16 protein-coding genes are annotated in these 17,088 nt (G+C 67.4%); 9 read left to right on the top strand and 7 right to left on the bottom strand.

Annotation, left to right across the window (positions count from 1 at the left end):
- Window positions 1–5 precede the first annotated feature (5 nt).
- The gene (locus tag G510_RS0114090) at window positions 6–1,814 is read right to left on the bottom strand and encodes a peptide ABC transporter substrate-binding protein (RefSeq protein ID WP_029154129.1); all 1,809 of its coding nucleotides are present in this window, start codon (window positions 1,812–1,814) and stop codon (window positions 6–8) included.
- Window positions 1,815–1,998: 184 nt separating this feature from the next.
- Here G510_RS0114090 and G510_RS17175 point away from each other — a divergent pair, with 184 nt between their 5' ends.
- Window positions 1,999–3,135, top strand: coding sequence for an ROK family transcriptional regulator (locus G510_RS17175; RefSeq protein WP_169562661.1), 1,137 nt, complete (start codon window positions 1,999–2,001; stop codon window positions 3,133–3,135).
- A 6-nt stretch (window positions 3,136–3,141) separates the two neighbouring features.
- Here G510_RS17175 and G510_RS0114080 read toward each other — a convergent pair whose 3' ends face one another.
- The 5 genes from G510_RS0114080 to chvE form a co-directional block, all read right to left on the bottom strand.
- Complete coding sequence (locus G510_RS0114080) at window positions 3,142–4,587, bottom strand: NCS2 family permease (protein ID WP_029154128.1); 1,446 nt, start codon at window positions 4,585–4,587, stop codon at window positions 3,142–3,144.
- Between the two features lie 54 nt (window positions 4,588–4,641).
- Window positions 4,642–5,076 (bottom strand): YbhB/YbcL family Raf kinase inhibitor-like protein, encoded by a 435-nt coding sequence (locus G510_RS0114075; protein WP_029154127.1) that lies wholly within the window; start codon window positions 5,074–5,076, stop codon window positions 4,642–4,644.
- Window positions 5,077–5,138: 62 nt separating this feature from the next.
- A complete protein-coding gene (mmsB, locus tag G510_RS0114070; RefSeq protein WP_029154126.1) occupies window positions 5,139–6,365 on the bottom strand; it encodes a multiple monosaccharide ABC transporter permease in 1,227 nt (408 codons plus the stop codon).
- Window positions 6,362–7,915 (bottom strand): multiple monosaccharide ABC transporter ATP-binding protein, encoded by a 1,554-nt coding sequence (gene mmsA / locus G510_RS0114065; protein ID WP_029154125.1) that lies wholly within the window; start codon window positions 7,913–7,915, stop codon window positions 6,362–6,364. Before mmsA (G510_RS0114065) ends, mmsB begins: the two co-directional genes overlap by 4 nt.
- A gap of 97 nt (window positions 7,916–8,012) precedes the next feature.
- The gene (gene chvE / locus G510_RS0114060) at window positions 8,013–9,173 is read right to left on the bottom strand and encodes a multiple monosaccharide ABC transporter substrate-binding protein (RefSeq protein ID WP_029154124.1); all 1,161 of its coding nucleotides are present in this window, start codon (window positions 9,171–9,173) and stop codon (window positions 8,013–8,015) included.
- 180 nt (window positions 9,174–9,353) lie between these two features.
- On the opposite strand from chvE, the gene mmsA (G510_RS0114055) reads away from it, so the two are divergent.
- From mmsA (G510_RS0114055) to G510_RS0114045, 3 genes are read left to right on the top strand one after another with little or no spacing between them, the layout of a single operon-like run.
- Complete coding sequence (gene mmsA, locus G510_RS0114055) at window positions 9,354–10,880, top strand: multiple monosaccharide ABC transporter ATP-binding protein (RefSeq protein ID WP_029154123.1); 1,527 nt, start codon at window positions 9,354–9,356, stop codon at window positions 10,878–10,880.
- A gap of 9 nt (window positions 10,881–10,889) precedes the next feature.
- Window positions 10,890–12,116 (top strand): ROK family protein, encoded by a 1,227-nt coding sequence (locus tag G510_RS0114050; protein WP_029154122.1) that lies wholly within the window; start codon window positions 10,890–10,892, stop codon window positions 12,114–12,116.
- 28 nt (window positions 12,117–12,144) lie between these two features.
- Entirely contained in the window at window positions 12,145–12,543 is a 399-nt protein-coding gene (locus G510_RS0114045) for a PPOX class F420-dependent oxidoreductase (protein WP_029154121.1), read from the top strand.
- Window positions 12,544–12,556: 13 nt separating this feature from the next.
- Here the strand turns inward: G510_RS0114045 and G510_RS18955 are convergent, their stop codons facing one another.
- Complete coding sequence (locus G510_RS18955) at window positions 12,557–13,069, bottom strand: adenine phosphoribosyltransferase (protein WP_029154120.1); 513 nt, start codon at window positions 13,067–13,069, stop codon at window positions 12,557–12,559.
- 81 nt (window positions 13,070–13,150) lie between these two features.
- Between G510_RS18955 and G510_RS18950 the strand changes: the two genes are divergently transcribed.
- The 5 genes from G510_RS18950 (at window position 13,151) to G510_RS0114015 (ending at window position 17,082) form a co-directional block, all read left to right on the top strand.
- Window positions 13,151–13,303: an LPXTG cell wall anchor domain-containing protein gene (locus G510_RS18950; RefSeq protein WP_245563376.1), complete on the top strand. Its 153-nt coding sequence runs from the start codon at window positions 13,151–13,153 to the stop codon at window positions 13,301–13,303.
- A 3-nt stretch (window positions 13,304–13,306) separates the two neighbouring features.
- Window positions 13,307–13,885: a hypothetical protein gene (locus tag G510_RS0114030; protein ID WP_029154119.1), complete on the top strand. Its 579-nt coding sequence runs from the start codon at window positions 13,307–13,309 to the stop codon at window positions 13,883–13,885.
- A gap of 73 nt (window positions 13,886–13,958) precedes the next feature.
- On the top strand, window positions 13,959–14,585 hold the full coding sequence (locus tag G510_RS0114025; protein WP_029154118.1) for a TetR/AcrR family transcriptional regulator: 627 nt from the start codon (window positions 13,959–13,961) through the stop codon (window positions 14,583–14,585).
- Window positions 14,582–15,193 carry a P-loop NTPase family protein gene (locus G510_RS17170; protein ID WP_051216792.1) on the top strand — a complete coding sequence of 204 codons (612 nt, stop codon included), beginning with the start codon at window positions 14,582–14,584 and terminating at the stop codon, window positions 15,191–15,193. The genes G510_RS0114025 and G510_RS17170 overlap by 4 nt, the downstream gene beginning before the upstream one ends.
- The gene (locus G510_RS0114015; protein ID WP_029154117.1) at window positions 15,190–17,082 is read left to right on the top strand and encodes a YhgE/Pip domain-containing protein; all 1,893 of its coding nucleotides are present in this window, start codon (window positions 15,190–15,192) and stop codon (window positions 17,080–17,082) included. The genes G510_RS17170 and G510_RS0114015 overlap by 4 nt, the downstream gene beginning before the upstream one ends.
- The last annotated feature ends 6 nt before the right edge of the window (window positions 17,083–17,088 follow it).

The following is a 17,088-nucleotide window of genomic DNA, read 5'->3' as shown; positions in this document are numbered from 1 at the left end:
AGGGATTACTTCTCCCAGCCCCAGCGCTGCGGGTGGAAGTTGCCGAGGGAGTCCTGCTCCACGCCGGTCAGGCCGCTGTCGATGACCGACACCTGGTAGACGGGGTTCGGAACCCACATGACGGGCAGCTGGGTCGCGCCGTATGCCGAGTACTCCTGCATCGCGGTCTCATCGCCCGCGGCGAGGGTGTTCTGGATGAGCTCGTCCATCTCGGCATCGCTGTACGAACCGAAGTTCGAGCCGCCGCCGGTCGAGAACAGCTGCTCGCCGGTCGGGTATGCCGGGAAGTACCAGGACCCCGCGGTGCCGAAGAAGGGCAGCTCCCAGGTGCACTCGGGCGAGTCCGACTCGCACGAGGGGATCGACCCGAGCACCGTGTTGAGCGGGGCCTCCTTGACCGTGACGCCGACGCCCGACTCTTCGAAGGTCGACTTCATCGCGGCGAACATGTTGTCGGTCTCGGTGTTGCCGCTCTGCGTGAGGATCGTGATCGACAGCGCCTGGCCGTCCTCGATCCCCTCGCCGCAGTCGGCGCCCGTCTCGCAGACGTAGACACCGTCGGATCCGAGCGTCCAGCCGTTGTCCTCGAGGAGCGTCGTCGCGGCATCCGGATCGAAGGGGTACGGGTTGTCGCGCTGCTCATCGGAGAGGAACTTGTTGTCGGGGTCTTGCGGGACGGGGCCGTAACCGGGGTTGGCGGCGCCGTGCCAGACGACATCCGAGATCGTGTCCTGATCGACGAGGTGCTGCAGCGCCTGGCGCACGTACAGCTGCGAGTAGACAGCGCCCATCGTCGGGTTGTTGAAGTTGTACGGCAGGTAGGTGATCGCCCAGCCGTCCCAGTTCACGACGTCGTATCCGAGGTCCTCGTACTGGCCGGCGTTAGCGAGCTCGCCGGTCGGAATGTATCCGTAGTCGACCTCGCCCGCGCGGACGGCCGCGACCTCCGCGTCCGTGCTCGTGTACGGCAGGAAGTTGATCGTCTCGGCGTTCGCCGCGTCGTCGCCGTCGTAGGCGTCGTTCTTCACGAGCGTGACCTTGCCGGAGTCGCTGAAGCTCTCGAGCGCGAGGGGTCCGCTGATCGTGTCGAACAGGGGGTTGTCGGCGTATCCCGAGAGGTCCTCGCCCTCCGCGATGAGGTACTCCCAGACCTGCTTCGCGCCCTCCGGGGTCTTGGCGAGCTCGGGATCGGGCGTGCCGCCGTCTTCCGTGATGCTCCACGCGTGCGCAGGGATCGGCACGATGAGCGTCAGCTGCGAGGCGAGCAGCCACTCTTCGTTGTAGGCCTTGTCGAAGCCGAGCACGACGGTCTTGTCGTCCGGAGTCTCGACCGAGCTGATGAGGTCGGGCATCGCGCCCTCGCGGTAGCTGCCCCACACGTCCTTGTTGGACTTCACAAGGTCGAGCCAGAAGGCGACGTCGGCCGAGGTGACCGGCTCGCCGTCGGACCAGGTGCGGTCGTCGAGCGTGATGGTGACCTGCGTGTCGTCATCGCTGAACTCGACGGTGTCGGCAAGATCGGCATCCGCGACCCGATCGACCGTGCCCGTGGAGCCGTCGTACGCGATGAGCGGCTCGTAGAGCGAACGGATCATGGCCGAGTTATGCGAGGTCATCTTGCCGGCCGTCGCGAGCGGCACGAGCCAGTTCGGGGTGGCGTTCGCCGGAAGCGCGTAGTTGACCGTGTCCGACGAGTCGCCTCCTCCCGTGCCGCCGCTGTCCGCGGAACAACCGCTGACGAGCCCGAGCGTCGCCGCGAGGCCGACCGCTGTGAGGCCGAGTGCTCGGCCGCGTGATGCGAAGTGCGTTCGCATGAGTGTCCTCCTGTTGTCCCACGCTGCTTCACGAGGGGTCGTACTGGTCGGGGATGGGATCCCCACATACGGTAGCCGAATAAAGTTCTTCCGTATATAGAATGAACTGTCACGATTAAGTTAAATCGATACCGTAAGAAGTCGCCACCCGTGAGATCCTCGGATGCCCGACGGAGAGACCCGCATGTCACGCACCAGCAGCAGCGCAGCCGAGAACCAGGTGCTCGCCGTGGTCGGATCCGGCCGAGCCCGTTCGCGGCGCGAGGTCTCGCAGATCCTGAGCCTCTCCGCCTCGACCGTGTCGCAGCACGTGCAGTCGCTGCTCGCGCAGGGGCTCATCGAAGAGGGCGACCCGCGCGGATCCACGGGCGGGCGCCGCGCGCGCGAGCTGCGGCTCTCAGGCGACGCCGATCTGATCGGGGCCATCGACCTCGGCGGCGCGCACGCCCGGCTCACGGTCGTGCCGCGCGGCGGCGCCGTCTCGAGCACGACGGAGATCCCCATCACGATGTCCGACGGCCCGAGGGCGGTGCTCGAAAACTGCGCCGGCGAACTCGCGCGACTCGCGAACGGCGCCCCGCTCGCGGGCGTCGGAATCGCCCTGCCCGGCCCCGTCGATGTCGCCGCGCGCGGCGTCGTGAGCCCGTCGCGCATGCCGGGATGGGCCGGATCCGATATCCGGCAGCTGTTGAGCGACATCGTCGGCGCCCCCGCGGTCGTCGAGAACGACGCGAACGCCATGGCGCTCGGTGAGCACTTCGCGCACGATCCGCGCGCGACCGGATCCGTCACGATCAAGGCCGGCACCGCGATCGGCGCGGGCATCGTCATCGACGGCGAGGTGTACCGCGGGGCGGCGGGTGTCGCGGGCGATATCACGCACACCCGCGTGGCGGCGGCGCGCGACCGGCAGTGCTCCTGCGGCAACCGAGGCTGCCTCGAAACAGTCGCGTCCGGCGCTGCACTCGTGCGCCTGCTGCGCGAGGAGGGCGTCGACGTGTCCACGACGACCGAGGTCGTCGCACTCGTGCGCGACGCGGATCCGCTCGCCACGCGCCTCGCGCGCGCCGCGGGCAACCACCTCGGCGAGGTGCTGTGCGCCGTCGTGAACTTCTTCAATCCGAGCGCGATCTACATCGGCGGCGCGCTCACGGCGCTCGAACCGTTCATGTCAGCACTGCGCAGCGAGGTGTACGAAGGATCCCATCCGCTGATGACGCGCGACCTCACGATCGCCCCCGCGGCGCTCGGCGCTGACGCCGCGCTGGTCGGCGCCGCGCGCGAGGTCAACGAACACCTCGCCCGCCTCACGCAGGGGTGACGGGCGTCAAAGCCCCAGCCACACCTGGATCGGGTCGACGAGGAAGTAGACCACGAACAGGAGCGACACGAGCCACATCAGCCAGTGGATCTCGCGGACCTTGCCGCGCGCGAGCTTCACGATGACGAAGGCGATGAAGCCCGCGCCGATGCCGTCGGAGATCGAGTACGTGAACGGCATGATCGCGATCGTGAGGAACGCGGGGATCCCGATATCGACGTTCTTCCAGTCGACGCCGGCGATCTGCGTCATCATGAGGAACCCGACGAGTACGAGCGCGGGGGCCGCCGCCTCGTAGGGAACGAGTGCGACGAGCGGTGCGAACAGCGTCGACAGCAGGAAAGCGATGCCCGTGACCACCGACGCGAGTCCCGTCCGGGCGCCCTCGCCGACACCGGCGCTCGACTCGACGAACGCGGTGTTCGACGAGACGGATCCCATGCCTCCCGCGATCGCGCCGAGCGAGTCGACCAGGAGGATCGACTTCGAGCGCGGCGGGTTGCCCTCGGCGTCGAGCAGCTTCGCCTCGCCGCCGATCGCGACCATCGTGCCCATCGTGTCGAAGAAGTCGGCGAGCATGAGCGAGAAGACCAGCAGCACGATCGTGATGACGCCGATGTTCTCGAACGATCCGAGCAAGTCGAATTGCCCGAGGAGTGAGAAGTCGGGAAGGGCGAAGACGCCGTCGAACTTGGGGGCGCTGTTGAATCCTGCGGGATTATCGGGGCGCGCGCCGATGTGCAGCGTGTTCTCGAGGATCACGGCGATGACGGTCGCGACGAGGATCGAGATGAGCAGCGCGCCCGGCACCCGTCGCACGTGCAGGATGATCGTGAGCACGAGTCCGATCACGAACACCAGCACCGGGAACGTGCCGAGGTTGCCCATCGCGACGATGGTGCCGGATCCGGGCGTCACGATGCCCGCGTTGCTGAGCCCGATGAGGGTGATGAACAGACCGATCCCGACGCCGATCGCGGTCTTGAGCTCTTTCGGCACCGCGCGGAACACGGCCTCGCGGAATCCGGTGAGTACGAGGATCAGGATGATGATGCCCTCGATGACGATGAGGCCCATCGCGTCGGCCCACGTGACGTTCGGGATCCCGGCGATCGAGAACGCGACAACCGCGTTCAGCCCGAGGCCCGCGGCGAGAGCGAGCGGGAAGTTCGCGATCGCGCCCATCAGGATCGACATGATGCCGGCGATCAGCGCGGTCGCCGAGGCGATCATCGCGAGGTTCGGCTGTTGCGTGCCGCCGCCGAGCATCTGGCCGGTGCCGTCGGGCACGGTGCCGAGGATCAGCGGGTTCAGCACGAGGATGTAGCTCATCGCGAGGAACGTGACGAGCCCTCCGCGGATCTCTCGCCCGAGCGTGGACCCGCGCTCCGAGATCTTGAAGAAGCGATCGAGGGCGCCGCGGGCGGGGGCGGAGGCATTCACCGAACTCATAGGAATGATGCTTCCACAGCTCGGCTGGGACTTTCTAGAGGCAACCGCCTCGCGTCAGCGCGAGTAGTACCCGACGATGCGGTTCTGCTCGAGGATGTCGTCGGCGTAGTCGTGCAGGAACTCGTCGGAGGTCGGCTCACCCTCGACCCTGCGCGAGAGCGCATAGACCCAGAAGTAGTAACTGTGGTCGCCGTGGCCGACGGGCGGCTGCGGACCGAAGTACCCGCTCTCACCGGCGCTCGTGACGCCCTGGCGTCCGGTGTCGCCCGCGATGCGCGTCGCATCCGCGGGGATCCCGTAGACGGTCCAGTGCGTGAAGCCGAGCGGCATCGGCGCATCCGGATCGTGACAGACGAGCGCGAGCTCGACGGCCTCGGCAGGAACGCCCGTCACCTCGATGACGGGCGCCGTGCTGCCGAAGTCGGCCGTCAGCGCATCAGGCATGCGCGTTCGGTTTGCGAAATCGGGAGACGAAACGGTGATAGCCATGCCAGCACCGTACCGCCCCCGTGCACGTGAATGCACGGGGGCGGCGAGGATCCGCTTCGACGTCAGCGCGTGGCGCCGGCGCGACGCTTGTTGTAGATGTCGAAGGCGACCGCGAGCAGCAGCACAAGTCCCTTGATGACGAGCTGCAGCGACTGCGGCACACCCATCAGCTGCATGCCGTTGGTCATCACGGCCATGACGAGGCCACCGACGAGCGCGCCGCCCACGCGGCCGACACCGCCCATCGTCGAGGCGCCGCCGATGAAGCAGGCCGCGATCACGTCGAGCTCGAACATGTTGCCCATGCCGGGCTGCGCACCGTTCGACCGCGATGAGAAGACCGCCGCCGCGATACCGGTGAGGAAGCCCATGTTGACCATGACCCAGAAGTTCGTGCTGCGCACGTTCACGCCCGACAGGCGCGCGGCCGACAGGTTGCCGCCGACCGAGTACACGTGACGGCCGAACACGGTGCGGTTCGTGACGACGTTATAGATGAGGATCAGCACGGCGACCGTGATGAGCACGTACGGGAATCCGCGGTTGTACGACAGCGCCCATGCGAACGCGAGGATCACGACGGAGACGACGGCGAGCTTCAGGATGAATAGGAAGTTCGACTCGACGGCCTGGTTGTAGCTCTGGCGCGTGCGACGCGTGCGCATCGAGCTCACGATAAGGCCGATCACGGCGAGCACGCCGATCACGAGGGTGAAGATGTCGGCCGTGACCGGCACCGCCTTCAATCCCTCGCCCTCGCTGATCGTGATCGATCCGAAGAGTCCATCGAGGAAGCCGCTCGCGACCTCCCGGTAGCCGTGCGGGAACGGCGACAGCGATACGTTGTCGAGCACGAGGTACGTGAGTCCGCGGAACAGCAGCATGCCCGCGAGTGTGACGATGAACGCCGGGATTCCGACATAGGCGACCCAGAAGCCCTGCCACATGCCGACGATGATGCCCACGACGATCGCAGCGAGGACGCCCACCCACCAGGGCATGCCCATTCTGATCACGAGCACGGCCGAGACTGCCGACGCGAACGCGAGCACGGATCCGACCGACAGGTCGATGTGACCGCCGACGATCACCAGGATCATGCCGAGCGCCATGATCAGGATGTGCGCGTTCTGCAGGATGATGTTCGTCACGTTCTCGGGGCTGAGCAGCGTGCCGCCCGTCGTGATCGTGAAGATCAGGATGATCGCGACGAACGCGATGTAGATGCCGGACGTGCGCAGGTTATGCGTCAGCAGGTCCTTGACCTCGGTGAAGACGTTGTTCTTCATGCCGCGGCCTCCTTCGAAGAATTGGGTTCGATTGTCATGAGCGACATCAGGTTCTCCTGCGTCGCCTCGGCGGCGGTGAGCTCGCCCGTGATGTGTCCGTACGCGAGCGAGTAGACCCGATCGGAGAGGCCGAGCAGTTCGGGCAGCTCGCTCGATACGACGATGACCGCCTTGCCCGCCGCGGCGAGCGAGTTGATGATCTCGTAGATCTCATACTTCGCGCCCACATCGATGCCGCGCGTCGGCTCGTCGAGGATCAGCACCTCGGGATCCGTGTACAGCCACTTCGACAGCACGACCTTCTGCTGGTTTCCGCCCGACAGGTTTCCGACCACCTGCGCCACCGTGGGCGACTTGATGTTGAGGTCCTTCCGGAACTGCTCAGCGATCTTCACCTCTTCGTTGCTGTTGACGAAGATCGATGCGGTTGCGACCTTGCCGAGGGCCGACGACGACACGTTCGTCTTGATGTCGCTGATGAGGTTCAGGCCGTACTGCTTGCGGTCCTCGGACACGTACGCGATTTTGTTCTTGATCGCTTCCTTGACCGTGCGGGTGTGGATCTCCTTGCCGTGCAGGAAGACCTTCCCGCGGGCGTCGCGGCCGTAGCTGCGGCCGAACACGCTCATCATGAACTCGGTGCGGCCGGCTCCCATGAGCCCCGCGATGCCGACGATCTCCCCCGCGCGCACCGAGATCGACGCATTGTCGACGACGACCCGGCCCGCCTGCGTCGGGTGCGAGACCGACCAGTTATCGATCCGGAAGATCTCCTCGCCGATGTCGGGCGTGCGATCCGGAAATCGGTTGTCGAGCGAGCGCCCGACCATACCGCGGATGATGCGGTTCTGCGTGGCATCCTCCCCGTGCATGTCGATCGTCTCGATCGTCTCGCCGTCGCGGATGATCGTGGTCGAGTCTGCGATGTCGACGATCTCGCCGAGTTTGTGGCTGATGATGATGCACGTGATCCCCTGCTCGCGCAGGTCGCGCAGCAGGCCGAGCAGGTGCGCGGAGTCGGTGTCGTTCAGCGCCGCGGTCGGCTCGTCGAGGATCAGCAGCTTGACGTCCTTCGTCAGTGCCTTGGCGATCTCGACCAGCTGCTGCTTGCCCACCCCGAGCTGCCCCACGGGCGTGGTCGGGTTCTCGTTGAGGCCGACCCGCGCCATGAGCTCCATGGCGCGCACGTTCGCCTGGTTCCAGTCGATCAGGCCGCCCTTGAGCACCTCATTGCCGAGGAAGAGGTTCTCGGCGATCGAGAGATACGGAACGAGGGCGAGCTCCTGGTGGATGATGACGATGCCGGCGCGCTCGGAATCCTTGATCGCGCTGAATCGCTGCGGCTCGCCGTCGAAGAAGATCTCGCCGTCGAAGGATCCGTGCGGGTAGACGCCCGACAGCACCTTCATGAGGGTGGATTTGCCGGCGCCGTTCTCGCCGCAGATCGCGTGGATCTCGCCGCGCTCGACACTCAGGGATACGTCCTTGAGCACCTTGACACCGGGGAAGTTCTTGATGATGTTGCGCATCTCGAGGATCGCGTCAGGCATCGCTGCTCCTGTCGTTTCTGTCGCTGAGCCGTTGTTCGGCCGTTCGCCCGGCCCCGCTATCGGGCGGCCTGGCGAACGGCCGAATCATGAGGGGTTGTTACTCGGCGACGCCCGACGCGACCTCGTCCTCGGTCCAGTACTCGGAATCGACCAGGAGCTCGGAGAGGTTGTCAGCGGTGACGATGTCAGACTCGAGCAGGAACGACGGAACGACCTTGACGCCGTTGTCGTACGTCTCGGTGTCGTTCGCCTCGGGGTCTTCGCCCTCGGCGTACGAGGTCGCGGCCGCGACCGCCTGCGAGGCGAGCTTGCGGGTGTCCTTGAAGATCGTCGCGTACTGCACGCCATCGTTGATGAGCTTGACCGACGCAATCTCGGCGTCCTGCCCCGAGAGGACCGGAAGGCCCTCTTCCATCGAAAATCCGTAGCCCGCGTTCTCGAGCGCCGTGATGACGCCGCGCGAGATGCCGTCGAACGGCGAGAGCACGCCGTCGAGCGGCTTCGATCCGCCGTCGTAGGTGCTCGTGATGAGGTCCTCCATGCGCCGCTGCGCGGTGGCCTGGTCCCAACGCAGCGTCGAGACGGTGTCGAAGTCCTCCTGGCCCGAGCCGATCGTCAGGCGACCGTCCTCGAGGAAGGGCTTCAGCGTGTCCATCGCGCCGTTGTAGAAGAACGTCGCGTTGTTGTCGTCGGGGGATCCGGAGAAGATCTCGATGATCTTCTCGTCGGTCAGGTCGGTCTCCTCGTAGTTCTCGTCGAGGTAGCCGAGGCCACGCAGCAGCGACTGCGCCTGCTGCACGCCGACCTGGTAGTTGTCGAATGTCACGTAGAAGTCGACGGCCTCGGTGTCGTTGATGAGGCGGTCGTACGCGATAACCGGAATGCCCTTGGCGGCAGCGTTCTCGAGCTGTGCGGCGAGCGCGGTGCCGTCGATCGAGGCCACGACGAGGATGTCGGCACCGTTCGTGATCATCTGGTCGAGCTGCTGCTGCTGACGCGGGATGTCGTCGTTGGCGAACTGCAGGTCGACGTCGTAGCCGGCCTCTTCGAGCTGGCTCTCGACGGCCTCGCCGTCGGCGATCCACCGCTCGCTGGTTTCAGTCGGCATCGCAACGCCTACCGTGATGTCCTCTGCCGCGGCTCCATCGCCGCCGTTCGAGGAAGCAGCCTCATCGGCGCCGCTGGAGCAGCCGGCGAGGCCGAGGCCGAGTGCGACGGCGCCCGTGAGCGCAATCATCCGCATACCGTTTCGCTTCATTGCTGTGTCTCTCTTCGTCGAGGTCCGCTCCCGCACGATGCAGGAGCGCTTTCTGCCTGGCGGTGACACGTACTCGCGCCGATCCGCTCAGGGGAACAATACATATTGACGGGCCCGCGTACAAATTAATTTCGCATAACATACGGGGATCGCCCACCACCCCTGCGCAGAGCGGCCCACATGACTGATCCCATCCTTCGCACGTCGGGGATCACGAAACGATTCCACGGCATACCGGCGCTGTCGAACGTCTCGCTCGAGGTCGAAGCGGGCGAAGTGCACGCGATCTGCGGGGAGAACGGCGCGGGAAAATCCACGCTCATGAAGGTGCTCTCCGGGGTATATCCGGCGGGTTCATTCGACGGATCCATCGAGCTCGAGGGCGCGCCCGTCACCTTCCGTTCGCTCAGCGACAGCGAGGCGCACGGCATCGTCATCATCCATCAGGAGCTCGCCCTGATCCCCGGGCTCTCGGTCGCAGAGAACCTCTTCCTCGGCAACGAGGTGCTCAAGGCCGGGCTCATCGACTGGCGCGAGACGAACGAGCGGGCGGCGCAGCTCATGGCCCGGGCGGGCCTCGACGAGAACCCCACCGCGCTCGTGTCCGAGCTCGGCGTCGGCAAGCAGCAGCTCGTCGAGATCGCGAAGGCGCTGTCGAAGGACGTCAAGATCCTCATCCTCGACGAGCCGACCGCCGCGCTCGGCGCCGCCGATTCCGAGCGGCTGCTCGAGCTCATCGAGCATCTGCGCGCGCAGGGGATCACCTGCATCATCATCTCCCACAAGCTGCGCGAGGTGCTGCAGGTCGCCGACCGCATCACGGTGATCCGCGACGGCGAAGTCGTCGAGACGATGCGCCGCGACGACCTCGACACCGACGAGGGTCGCATCATCCGCGCCATGGTGGGCCGCGACCTCGATAGCCTCTTCCCGCCGCGCGATCCCGACATCGGCGATGAGATCCTGCGGGTCGAGAACTGGAGCGTGAACCACCCCGGCGACCCCCATCGCATCGTGATCGACGACGTCAGCTTCTCCGTGCGGTCAGGCGAGATCGTAGCGATCGCCGGCCTCATGGGCGCCGGTCGCACCGAGCTCGCGATGAGCATCTTCGGGCGCTCCTACGGTTCGAAGATCACGGGATCCGTGTACAAAAAAGGCAAGCGGATCGACGTCGACACCGTGCGCCGCGCGATCGAGAACGGCATCGCGTACGCGACCGAGGATCGCAAGCATCACGGCCTCAATCTCATCGGAGATATTCAGGAGAATGTGTCGTCGGTCGCCCTCCGCCGACTCTCGCGCGGCGGCCTGCTCGACCAGTTCCGCGAGCGGAAGATCGCCGACGCATACCGCTACAAGATGAACGTGAAGGCCCCGGATGTCCGCGCGATCACGGGGAATCTCTCGGGCGGCAACCAACAGAAAGTCGTGCTGTCGAAGTGGCTCTTCGCGAACCCCGATGTCCTCATCCTCGACGAACCGACGCGCGGCATCGACGTCGGCGCGAAGTATGAGATATATGGGTTCATCAACGAGCTCGCGGCGCAGGGGAAGGGGATCGTGCTGATCTCCTCCGAGCTCCCCGAGGTGCTCGGTCTGTCCGACCGCATCTACACGCTCGCCGAGGGCCGCATCACGGCGGAGGTCGCGCGCGCCGACGCCACGCAGGAGCGGCTCATGCGATCCATGACGGCGGGGCGGTGATCGACGAGAATGGCTTCGATCACGGATGATGACCGCGCGCGCATGAGTCCGCCCTCGCCCCAGACCGTCGGCCGCACCACGAATGAGGAGGTGCGGCAGCAGAACCTATCTGCGGTCCTGCAGCTCGTGCACACCGACGGCGCGCAGTCGCGATCAGCCATCGGCACAGCGACCGGGCTGAACCGGTCGACGGTCACCGGGCTCGTCACCGAGCTCATCGACCTCGGGCTCGCGCGCGAGACGTCCGCCGCGCCGACCGGCCGCGCGGGGCGACCGTCGCTCGGCGTCGCGGCGGATGACGCCGTCGTCGCGCTGAGCGTGCGCGCGGCGCCGGACGCCGTGACGGTGTCGCTCGTCGGCTTCGGCGGATCCGTGCACTCGCGCGTGCGCCACGATCTCGCGGAGGCGCCGAGCCCGCGGCGCTTCGCTCAGTACACGGCGGCGCTCGTGGACGGCATGCGCGCCGATATCGACCGCCATTACCGGCTCGTCGGAGCAGGCCTCGCCGTGCCGGGCCTCGTCGACGAGACGGGCACCGTGATGTTCGCGCCGCCGCTCGGCTGGAAGCGCGAGCACATCGCGACCCGGCTCGAGTCGGCGCTCGGCATGCCCGTCGCGGCGGGCAACGACTCGAGCGTCGGCGCGATGGCCGAGGCGCGCTTCGGCGTCGGCCGCGGCACCGCGAACATGCTGTACATGGACGGGTCGCTGAACGGCATCGGCGGGGGCCTGATCTTCGACGGCACCCTCCTGCGCGGCACGTCCGGTTTCGCCGGCGAACTCGGGCACACGGTCGTGAACCCGGGCGGCACGAAGTGCGCCTGCGGGCGGCGCGGCTGCCTCGAGGCCGAGCTGCACCCGCAGCGCATCCTGAACCTGCTGAATCGTCGCAAGCTCGACGAGGATGAGCTCGACATCGAGCTCGGGGTCGTGCGCGACCCCGCCGTGATCGCCGAGATCACGCGTCAGGTCGACGTGCTCTCGGTCGCCCTGACCAATTTCGTCAACGCGTTCGCGCCCGAGGTCGTCGTGCTCGCGGGCTACCTCGGCGTGCTGCTCGCGACGAGCCGCGAGCGCCTCTCGAACGCGGTGCGCATCGATCCGGTCGCGTCCGAGAGCCGCACGGTCCGCATCGAGCGCGCGCACATGCGCTCGCACCTCATGCAGATCGCCCCGGCCGAGCTCGCCTTCGCGCGTCTGCTGAGCGATCCCGTCGCCTGCGCACCGCCTCGATGATCGCGAGCGCGGGCGATAGGCTCGCCGCATGAGTGCCATCGACAAGCTTTCGCCCGAATACCGCCGCCTGCTCGAGCTTCCGCTCTACGGACACCTCGGCACGATCCGCCCCGACGAAACGGTGCAGGTCAACCCGATGTGGTACGAGTTCGACGGCACCCACGTGCGCTTCACCCACACGACGACGCGCCAGAAGTTCCGCAATCTGCAGCACAATCCGTCGATGTCGCTGTCGATCGTCGACCCCGACGAGCCGACGCACTATCTCGAGGTGCGCGGCATGCTCGTCGAGACGATCCCGGATCCCGAGGGTGCGTTCTACGTTCACCTCGGTGAGCGCTACGGCAAGCCGCTCGGCGGCACGCCCGCCGATGCCGCCGACCGCGTGATCCTCGTGATGAGCATCGAGCGCACGACGAAACAGTAGTCGGAGGGCGATCTCAGGCGGTGAAGACGGTGTGCACCTCGCCCGCGTGCGCGCGTCCGCCGAGGCCCTCGAGTTCGAGGATCACCGCGGATCCGACCGTCGTCGCGCCCAGCTGAGCGATGATCTCGCGCGCCGCCGCGATTGTGCCGCCCGTGGCGAGCACGTCGTCGACGAGCAGCACGCGCGCGTCGGGCTTCAGGATCCCGGGTGCCTCGATCGTCGCGGTTCCGTATTCGAGTTCGTACGTGACGGCGGCGGCCGGCGTCGGCAGCTTGCCCGCCTTCCGGATCGGCAGCATGCCCACGCCCTCGGTCGCGGCGATGTATCCGGCGAGGAGGAAGCCGCGCGCTTCGATTCCGCCGACGATGTCGAACGTTCCTCGGAAGGGTTCGATCATGGCGGCGCACACGTCGCGCAGCGCACCCGGATCCGCCAGGAGAGGCGAGATGTCGCGGAACAGCACACCGGGTTCCGGATAGTCGGGGGTGTCGGCGATGAGTGATTCTGCATACGCGAGATCTGTCACGTCGGCCCAGCGTACTGGGGCCACCTGGAAAACTCCGCCTGTCGCGGTCCGATCGCGCCGCGGATGCGAGAGGATGACGACATGAGCACCATCTCCTTCAGCGCCCAGACCGCGGAGCTCGCCCAGACCGGCGGAGACATCACCGGCATCGTCGTCGTGGTCGCGGCCGTGCTGATCATCGCGGGCGTCGTGCTGTTCTTCGCGATGCGCGCACGCGGAAAGCGCGACGACTGAGCGATGGCATCCCAGCTCCAGGCTGACGCCGACCGCGACCGCTGGGTGCCGCTGCGCGGGCGCGGCATCTCGGGCGGACGGCATCGCCGTGCCACGATCCGCATGCTGATGTCGACGGTCGGGATCTCACAGGGCCAGCCCGGCGCCGGCCTGATGAATTTCGTCGCGACCCGCGTGATCAAGGCGGGCCTGCGCGGTGCGAACGGCCGATTCCTCGCATGGTCGTGGAAAGAGGATCCGTCTGCGCTCGCGGCCATGGCCCAAGTTCAGGACCTCACGCCTCATCTCCGCGCCGCACGCGCGTCGATGCCGATGGAGTTCGACGACACCGAGAACTTCTCGAACCCGCATCTCGGCGTCGGCGAGAAGCTCGTGATGGACGACCCGACGAGCGGACGCACGCCGATGGCAACGTACACCTGGGACACCGGATCGCACCTCGTGAGCCTCACCGCCGTCTCTCCCGACAAGGAACGCTTCCTGCTGTTCGTTCCCGCCCTCGATGAGCTCGCACGCACGCTGCGCTGGTCCGAAGACATCGAGGTCGGCGAGAACAACGTGCTGAGGCTGCCGCCGCAGTAGGGCCGCGTGAACGCGACGGCCCCCGCCGAGAATTTATCTTGCACACGTCTGTGCAAATTCGTACACTGAAGTGATGATCACATCGGTGCGGCGGCGCGATGCGGTCGCCAACAGACAGGCACTGCTCGACGCCGCCGCGCGCGTGCTGCGCAAGACCCCACACGCGTCGATGGACGTGATCGCAGCCGAAGCGGGACTCACCCGCCGCGCCGTGTACGGACATTTCTCCTCACGCGATGCACTGCTCCGCGAACTCCTCGGCCGCGGCGCTTCGCGGATCTCGAGCGCGATCGACGAGATCCGCGACGACGACCCTGCACGGCACGTCGCACGCCTCGCCTCTGCGATCTGGCTCGCGATCGCCGATGTGAAGCTCGTGGCGCAGATGCTCGTCTCCGGGCCTCTCGAAGCGGCAGTCGGCGAGGCCGTCGCCCCCGTGCGGCGCGCACTCCGGGACGTCATCGAGGCCGGTTGCGCAGACGGATCCTTCCGGCAGGACGTCGACCCCGCCATCGTCGCGCACCTGATCGAACAGGCCGCGCTCGGCGTGCTCGATGTCGCCGTCACGCACGGGCTCCCCGACGCCGAGGCGCAGCGCATGCTCAGCGCGACCTCGCTCGGAATCGCCGGGCTCGGTTGGCGCGATGCGCAGGCGATCATCGGCGCCGTGTCAGTGCCCCGGACGGGAGACGTCGAATGACCGACCGCCAGAACGATGAGGTGCCGATGATCGCGGCGCGGGGCGTCGCGGTCGGCCCCCTCCGCGCCACCGATGTCGAAGCACGCCGCGGCAACGTCACGCTCGTCGCCGTCGAAGGCGGTCAGCGCGCCGATTTCCTCGCGCTCATCCTGGCGGGACGGATGACCCCGAAGTCGGGCGCCGTGACGATCGACGGCGCAGACGATCCGAAAGCGCTGCGCCGCCGCGTCGCGATCGTCGATTCCCCCGACACCACGGCCCCCGCCGGCGAGCTGCCCCTTTCGCATGTCGTCGTCGAAGACCTCCTCTTCGCCGGTCTCCGCGCCCCGCGCCGCGCCGCGCGGAAGCTGCTCGCCGATGAGGGGCTCGGCGACCTCGCCGCCACGCCGATCGGAGCTCTGTCCGCGGCCGACCGGATCCGCGTGCTCACCCGCACCGCCGCCTCGCCGCCCGATGTCGATGTGCTCGTCATCACGGCGCCCGACCGCCACGGCGGCGATACCGCGGCCTGGCTCGACACCGCGCGGGCGTGGGCCGCCCGGGGGTACACCGTCATCGTTCTCGCTTCGGGCGCCGCTGTCGACGCCGCATCCGAAAGGCTCCCATGAAGTTCGTCGCTCTCGTCCGCACCGAGCTGAAACGGCTCACCGGATCGCCCATGCAGGTCTTGGCGCTCGTCGCCCTCATGGCGGTGCCGCTGCTGTACGCGGGGCTGTATCTGTGGGGCAACGACGACCCCTACGGCAACCTCGACAGCGTCCCAGCGGCGCTCGTCGTCGATGACGAGGGCGCTGTGCAGGACGGCGACGACGTCAATTACGGCGAGCAGGTGCGCGACGACCTCATCGATGACGGAACGCTCGATTGGCACGAGACGAGCCTCGCCGACGCCCAGAAGGGCCTGACCTCGGGCGAGTTCGATTTCATCGTGCGCTTCGGACCGACGTTCTCCGAATCGCTGACCTCGATCGCCGATGACGACCCGACGAAAGCCGTCGTCGAGCTGACCACGAACGATGCCAACAGCTACCTCGCCGGCACCATCGCCGACACCGTGACCGACACGGTGCGCGACTCGCTGACTCAGGAGGTCGGGGAGACGGCCGCGCGCACGCTGCTCGACTCGGTCGCCACGATCCGCTCGGGGCTGGGCGACGCCGCAGACGGCGCCGCGACGCTGGCCGACGGCACCGCGAGCGCCAAGGACGGCGCCGATGCGCTCTCCGCGGGAGCGCAGGAGGCCTCGAGCGGAGCTGCAGAACTCGCCTCCGGCCTCGCCGCGCTGAACTCGTCGGTCACGCAGATGCCCGCCCAGGTAGCGGAGCTGAACGACGGCGCCCATCAGGTGGCAGACGGCAACGCCCAGTTGAACGCCCAGGTCGCTCCCGCCGCGCAGCGCGTCGCCGACGCGGTCGCGCGCGTGCCGAGCGAGCAGGACATCCGCGATCGACTGGCAGAGCTCGGTCTGCCCGCCGAGCAGATCGACGCCGTCGCGGGCATCGTCGCACCGGCGAACAACGATCTGCACCAGGCGAACGACGAGGTGCAGGCCGCCGCGGGCGCCGTCGCCCAGCTCGCCGACGGGGCGCGCCAGGTCGCCGACGGCACCCAGCAGCTGAACGACAGCATGCCGGCTCTCACCGACGGCGTCTCATCCGCCGCGACGGGCGGACAGAGCCTCGCGGACGGCGTCGGACAGCTGGCCGACGGATCCGCCGAGCTCGCCAGCGGCCTCGGCGAGCTGCAGGACGGATCCGCGGAGCTGTCGAGCTCGCTCGCCGACGCCGTCACCGAGATCCCCGACCAGTCGGAGGACGAGCGGGAGACGGCCGCGAAGATGATGTCGGATCCGGTGTCGGTGACGTCCGACGCCGAGACCGAGGCCTCGTCGTACGGCGCGGGCATGGCGCCGTTCTTCATCAGCCTCGCGGCGTGGATCGGCATCTACGCGCTGTTCCTCATCGTGAAGCCGTACTCGCAGCGGGCCGTCACGGCGCTGCGCAAGCCGCTGCCGATCACCCTCGGCGCGTGGGCGACGCCGGCCGTGCTCGGCGTGATCCAGATGGTCGCCGTGTTCCTCATCGTGGCGTACGGCCTCGGGTACTCCGTTGCGCATCCGGTCGGCATGCTCGGCATCATGGCCATGACCTCGGTGACGTTCGCCGCGATCATCCTCACCCTGAACGTGCTGCTCGGAAGCGTGGGCCAGTTCCTCGGTCTCGTGCTGATGGTGCTGCAGCTCGTGTCGGCCGGGGGCACCTTCCCGTATCAGACCCTTCCGGCGCCGCTGCGGGCGCTGCACGAGGCGCTGCCGATGAGCTACTCGGTCGACGCGATCCGCCAGCTCATGTACGGCGGCGACATGTCGCGCGTGTGGCATGACGCGGCGTTCCTCGGCTGCTGGCTCGTGATCGCGTTCGGCATCGCGTTCATCGCCATCACGCGGATGACGCGCACCCGCACGATGCGCGACCTGCGTCCGTCCCTGCTGGGATAGGCCACG

It is taken from the genome of Microbacterium gubbeenense DSM 15944 (genome assembly GCF_000422745.1).
In the GTDB taxonomy this organism is placed as follows: Bacteria; Actinomycetota; Actinomycetes; order Actinomycetales; family Microbacteriaceae; genus Microbacterium; species Microbacterium gubbeenense.
Note: the sequence above shows the minus strand (reverse complement) of the source record. Positions and strands in the feature narration are given on the sequence as shown.

Excerpts from the sequence above, each read along its gene's own strand:
- G510_RS0114090 (WP_029154129.1), bottom strand. The coding sequence starts at position 1,814 with ATGCGAACGCACTTCGCATCACGCGGCCGAGCACTCGGCCTCACAGCG.
- G510_RS17175 (WP_169562661.1), top strand. The coding sequence starts at position 1,999 with ATGTCACGCACCAGCAGCAGCGCAGCCGAGAACCAGGTGCTCGCCGTG.
- G510_RS0114080 (WP_029154128.1), bottom strand. The coding sequence starts at position 4,587 with ATGAGTTCGGTGAATGCCTCCGCCCCCGCCCGCGGCGCCCTCGATCGC.
- G510_RS0114075 (WP_029154127.1), bottom strand. The coding sequence starts at position 5,076 with ATGGCTATCACCGTTTCGTCTCCCGATTTCGCAAACCGAACGCGCATG.
- mmsB (WP_029154126.1), bottom strand. The coding sequence starts at position 6,365 with ATGAAGAACAACGTCTTCACCGAGGTCAAGGACCTGCTGACGCATAAC.
- mmsA (WP_029154125.1), bottom strand. The coding sequence starts at position 7,915 with ATGCCTGACGCGATCCTCGAGATGCGCAACATCATCAAGAACTTCCCC.
- chvE (WP_029154124.1), bottom strand. The coding sequence starts at position 9,173 with ATGAAGCGAAACGGTATGCGGATGATTGCGCTCACGGGCGCCGTCGCA.
- mmsA (WP_029154123.1), top strand. The coding sequence starts at position 9,354 with ATGACTGATCCCATCCTTCGCACGTCGGGGATCACGAAACGATTCCAC.
- G510_RS0114050 (WP_029154122.1), top strand. The coding sequence starts at position 10,890 with ATGGCTTCGATCACGGATGATGACCGCGCGCGCATGAGTCCGCCCTCG.
- G510_RS0114045 (WP_029154121.1), top strand. The coding sequence starts at position 12,145 with ATGAGTGCCATCGACAAGCTTTCGCCCGAATACCGCCGCCTGCTCGAG.
- G510_RS18950 (WP_245563376.1), top strand. The coding sequence starts at position 13,151 with ATGAGCACCATCTCCTTCAGCGCCCAGACCGCGGAGCTCGCCCAGACC.
- G510_RS0114030 (WP_029154119.1), top strand. The coding sequence starts at position 13,307 with ATGGCATCCCAGCTCCAGGCTGACGCCGACCGCGACCGCTGGGTGCCG.
- G510_RS0114025 (WP_029154118.1), top strand. The coding sequence starts at position 13,959 with ATGATCACATCGGTGCGGCGGCGCGATGCGGTCGCCAACAGACAGGCA.
- G510_RS17170 (WP_051216792.1), top strand. The coding sequence starts at position 14,582 with ATGACCGACCGCCAGAACGATGAGGTGCCGATGATCGCGGCGCGGGGC.
- G510_RS0114015 (WP_029154117.1), top strand. The coding sequence starts at position 15,190 with ATGAAGTTCGTCGCTCTCGTCCGCACCGAGCTGAAACGGCTCACCGGA.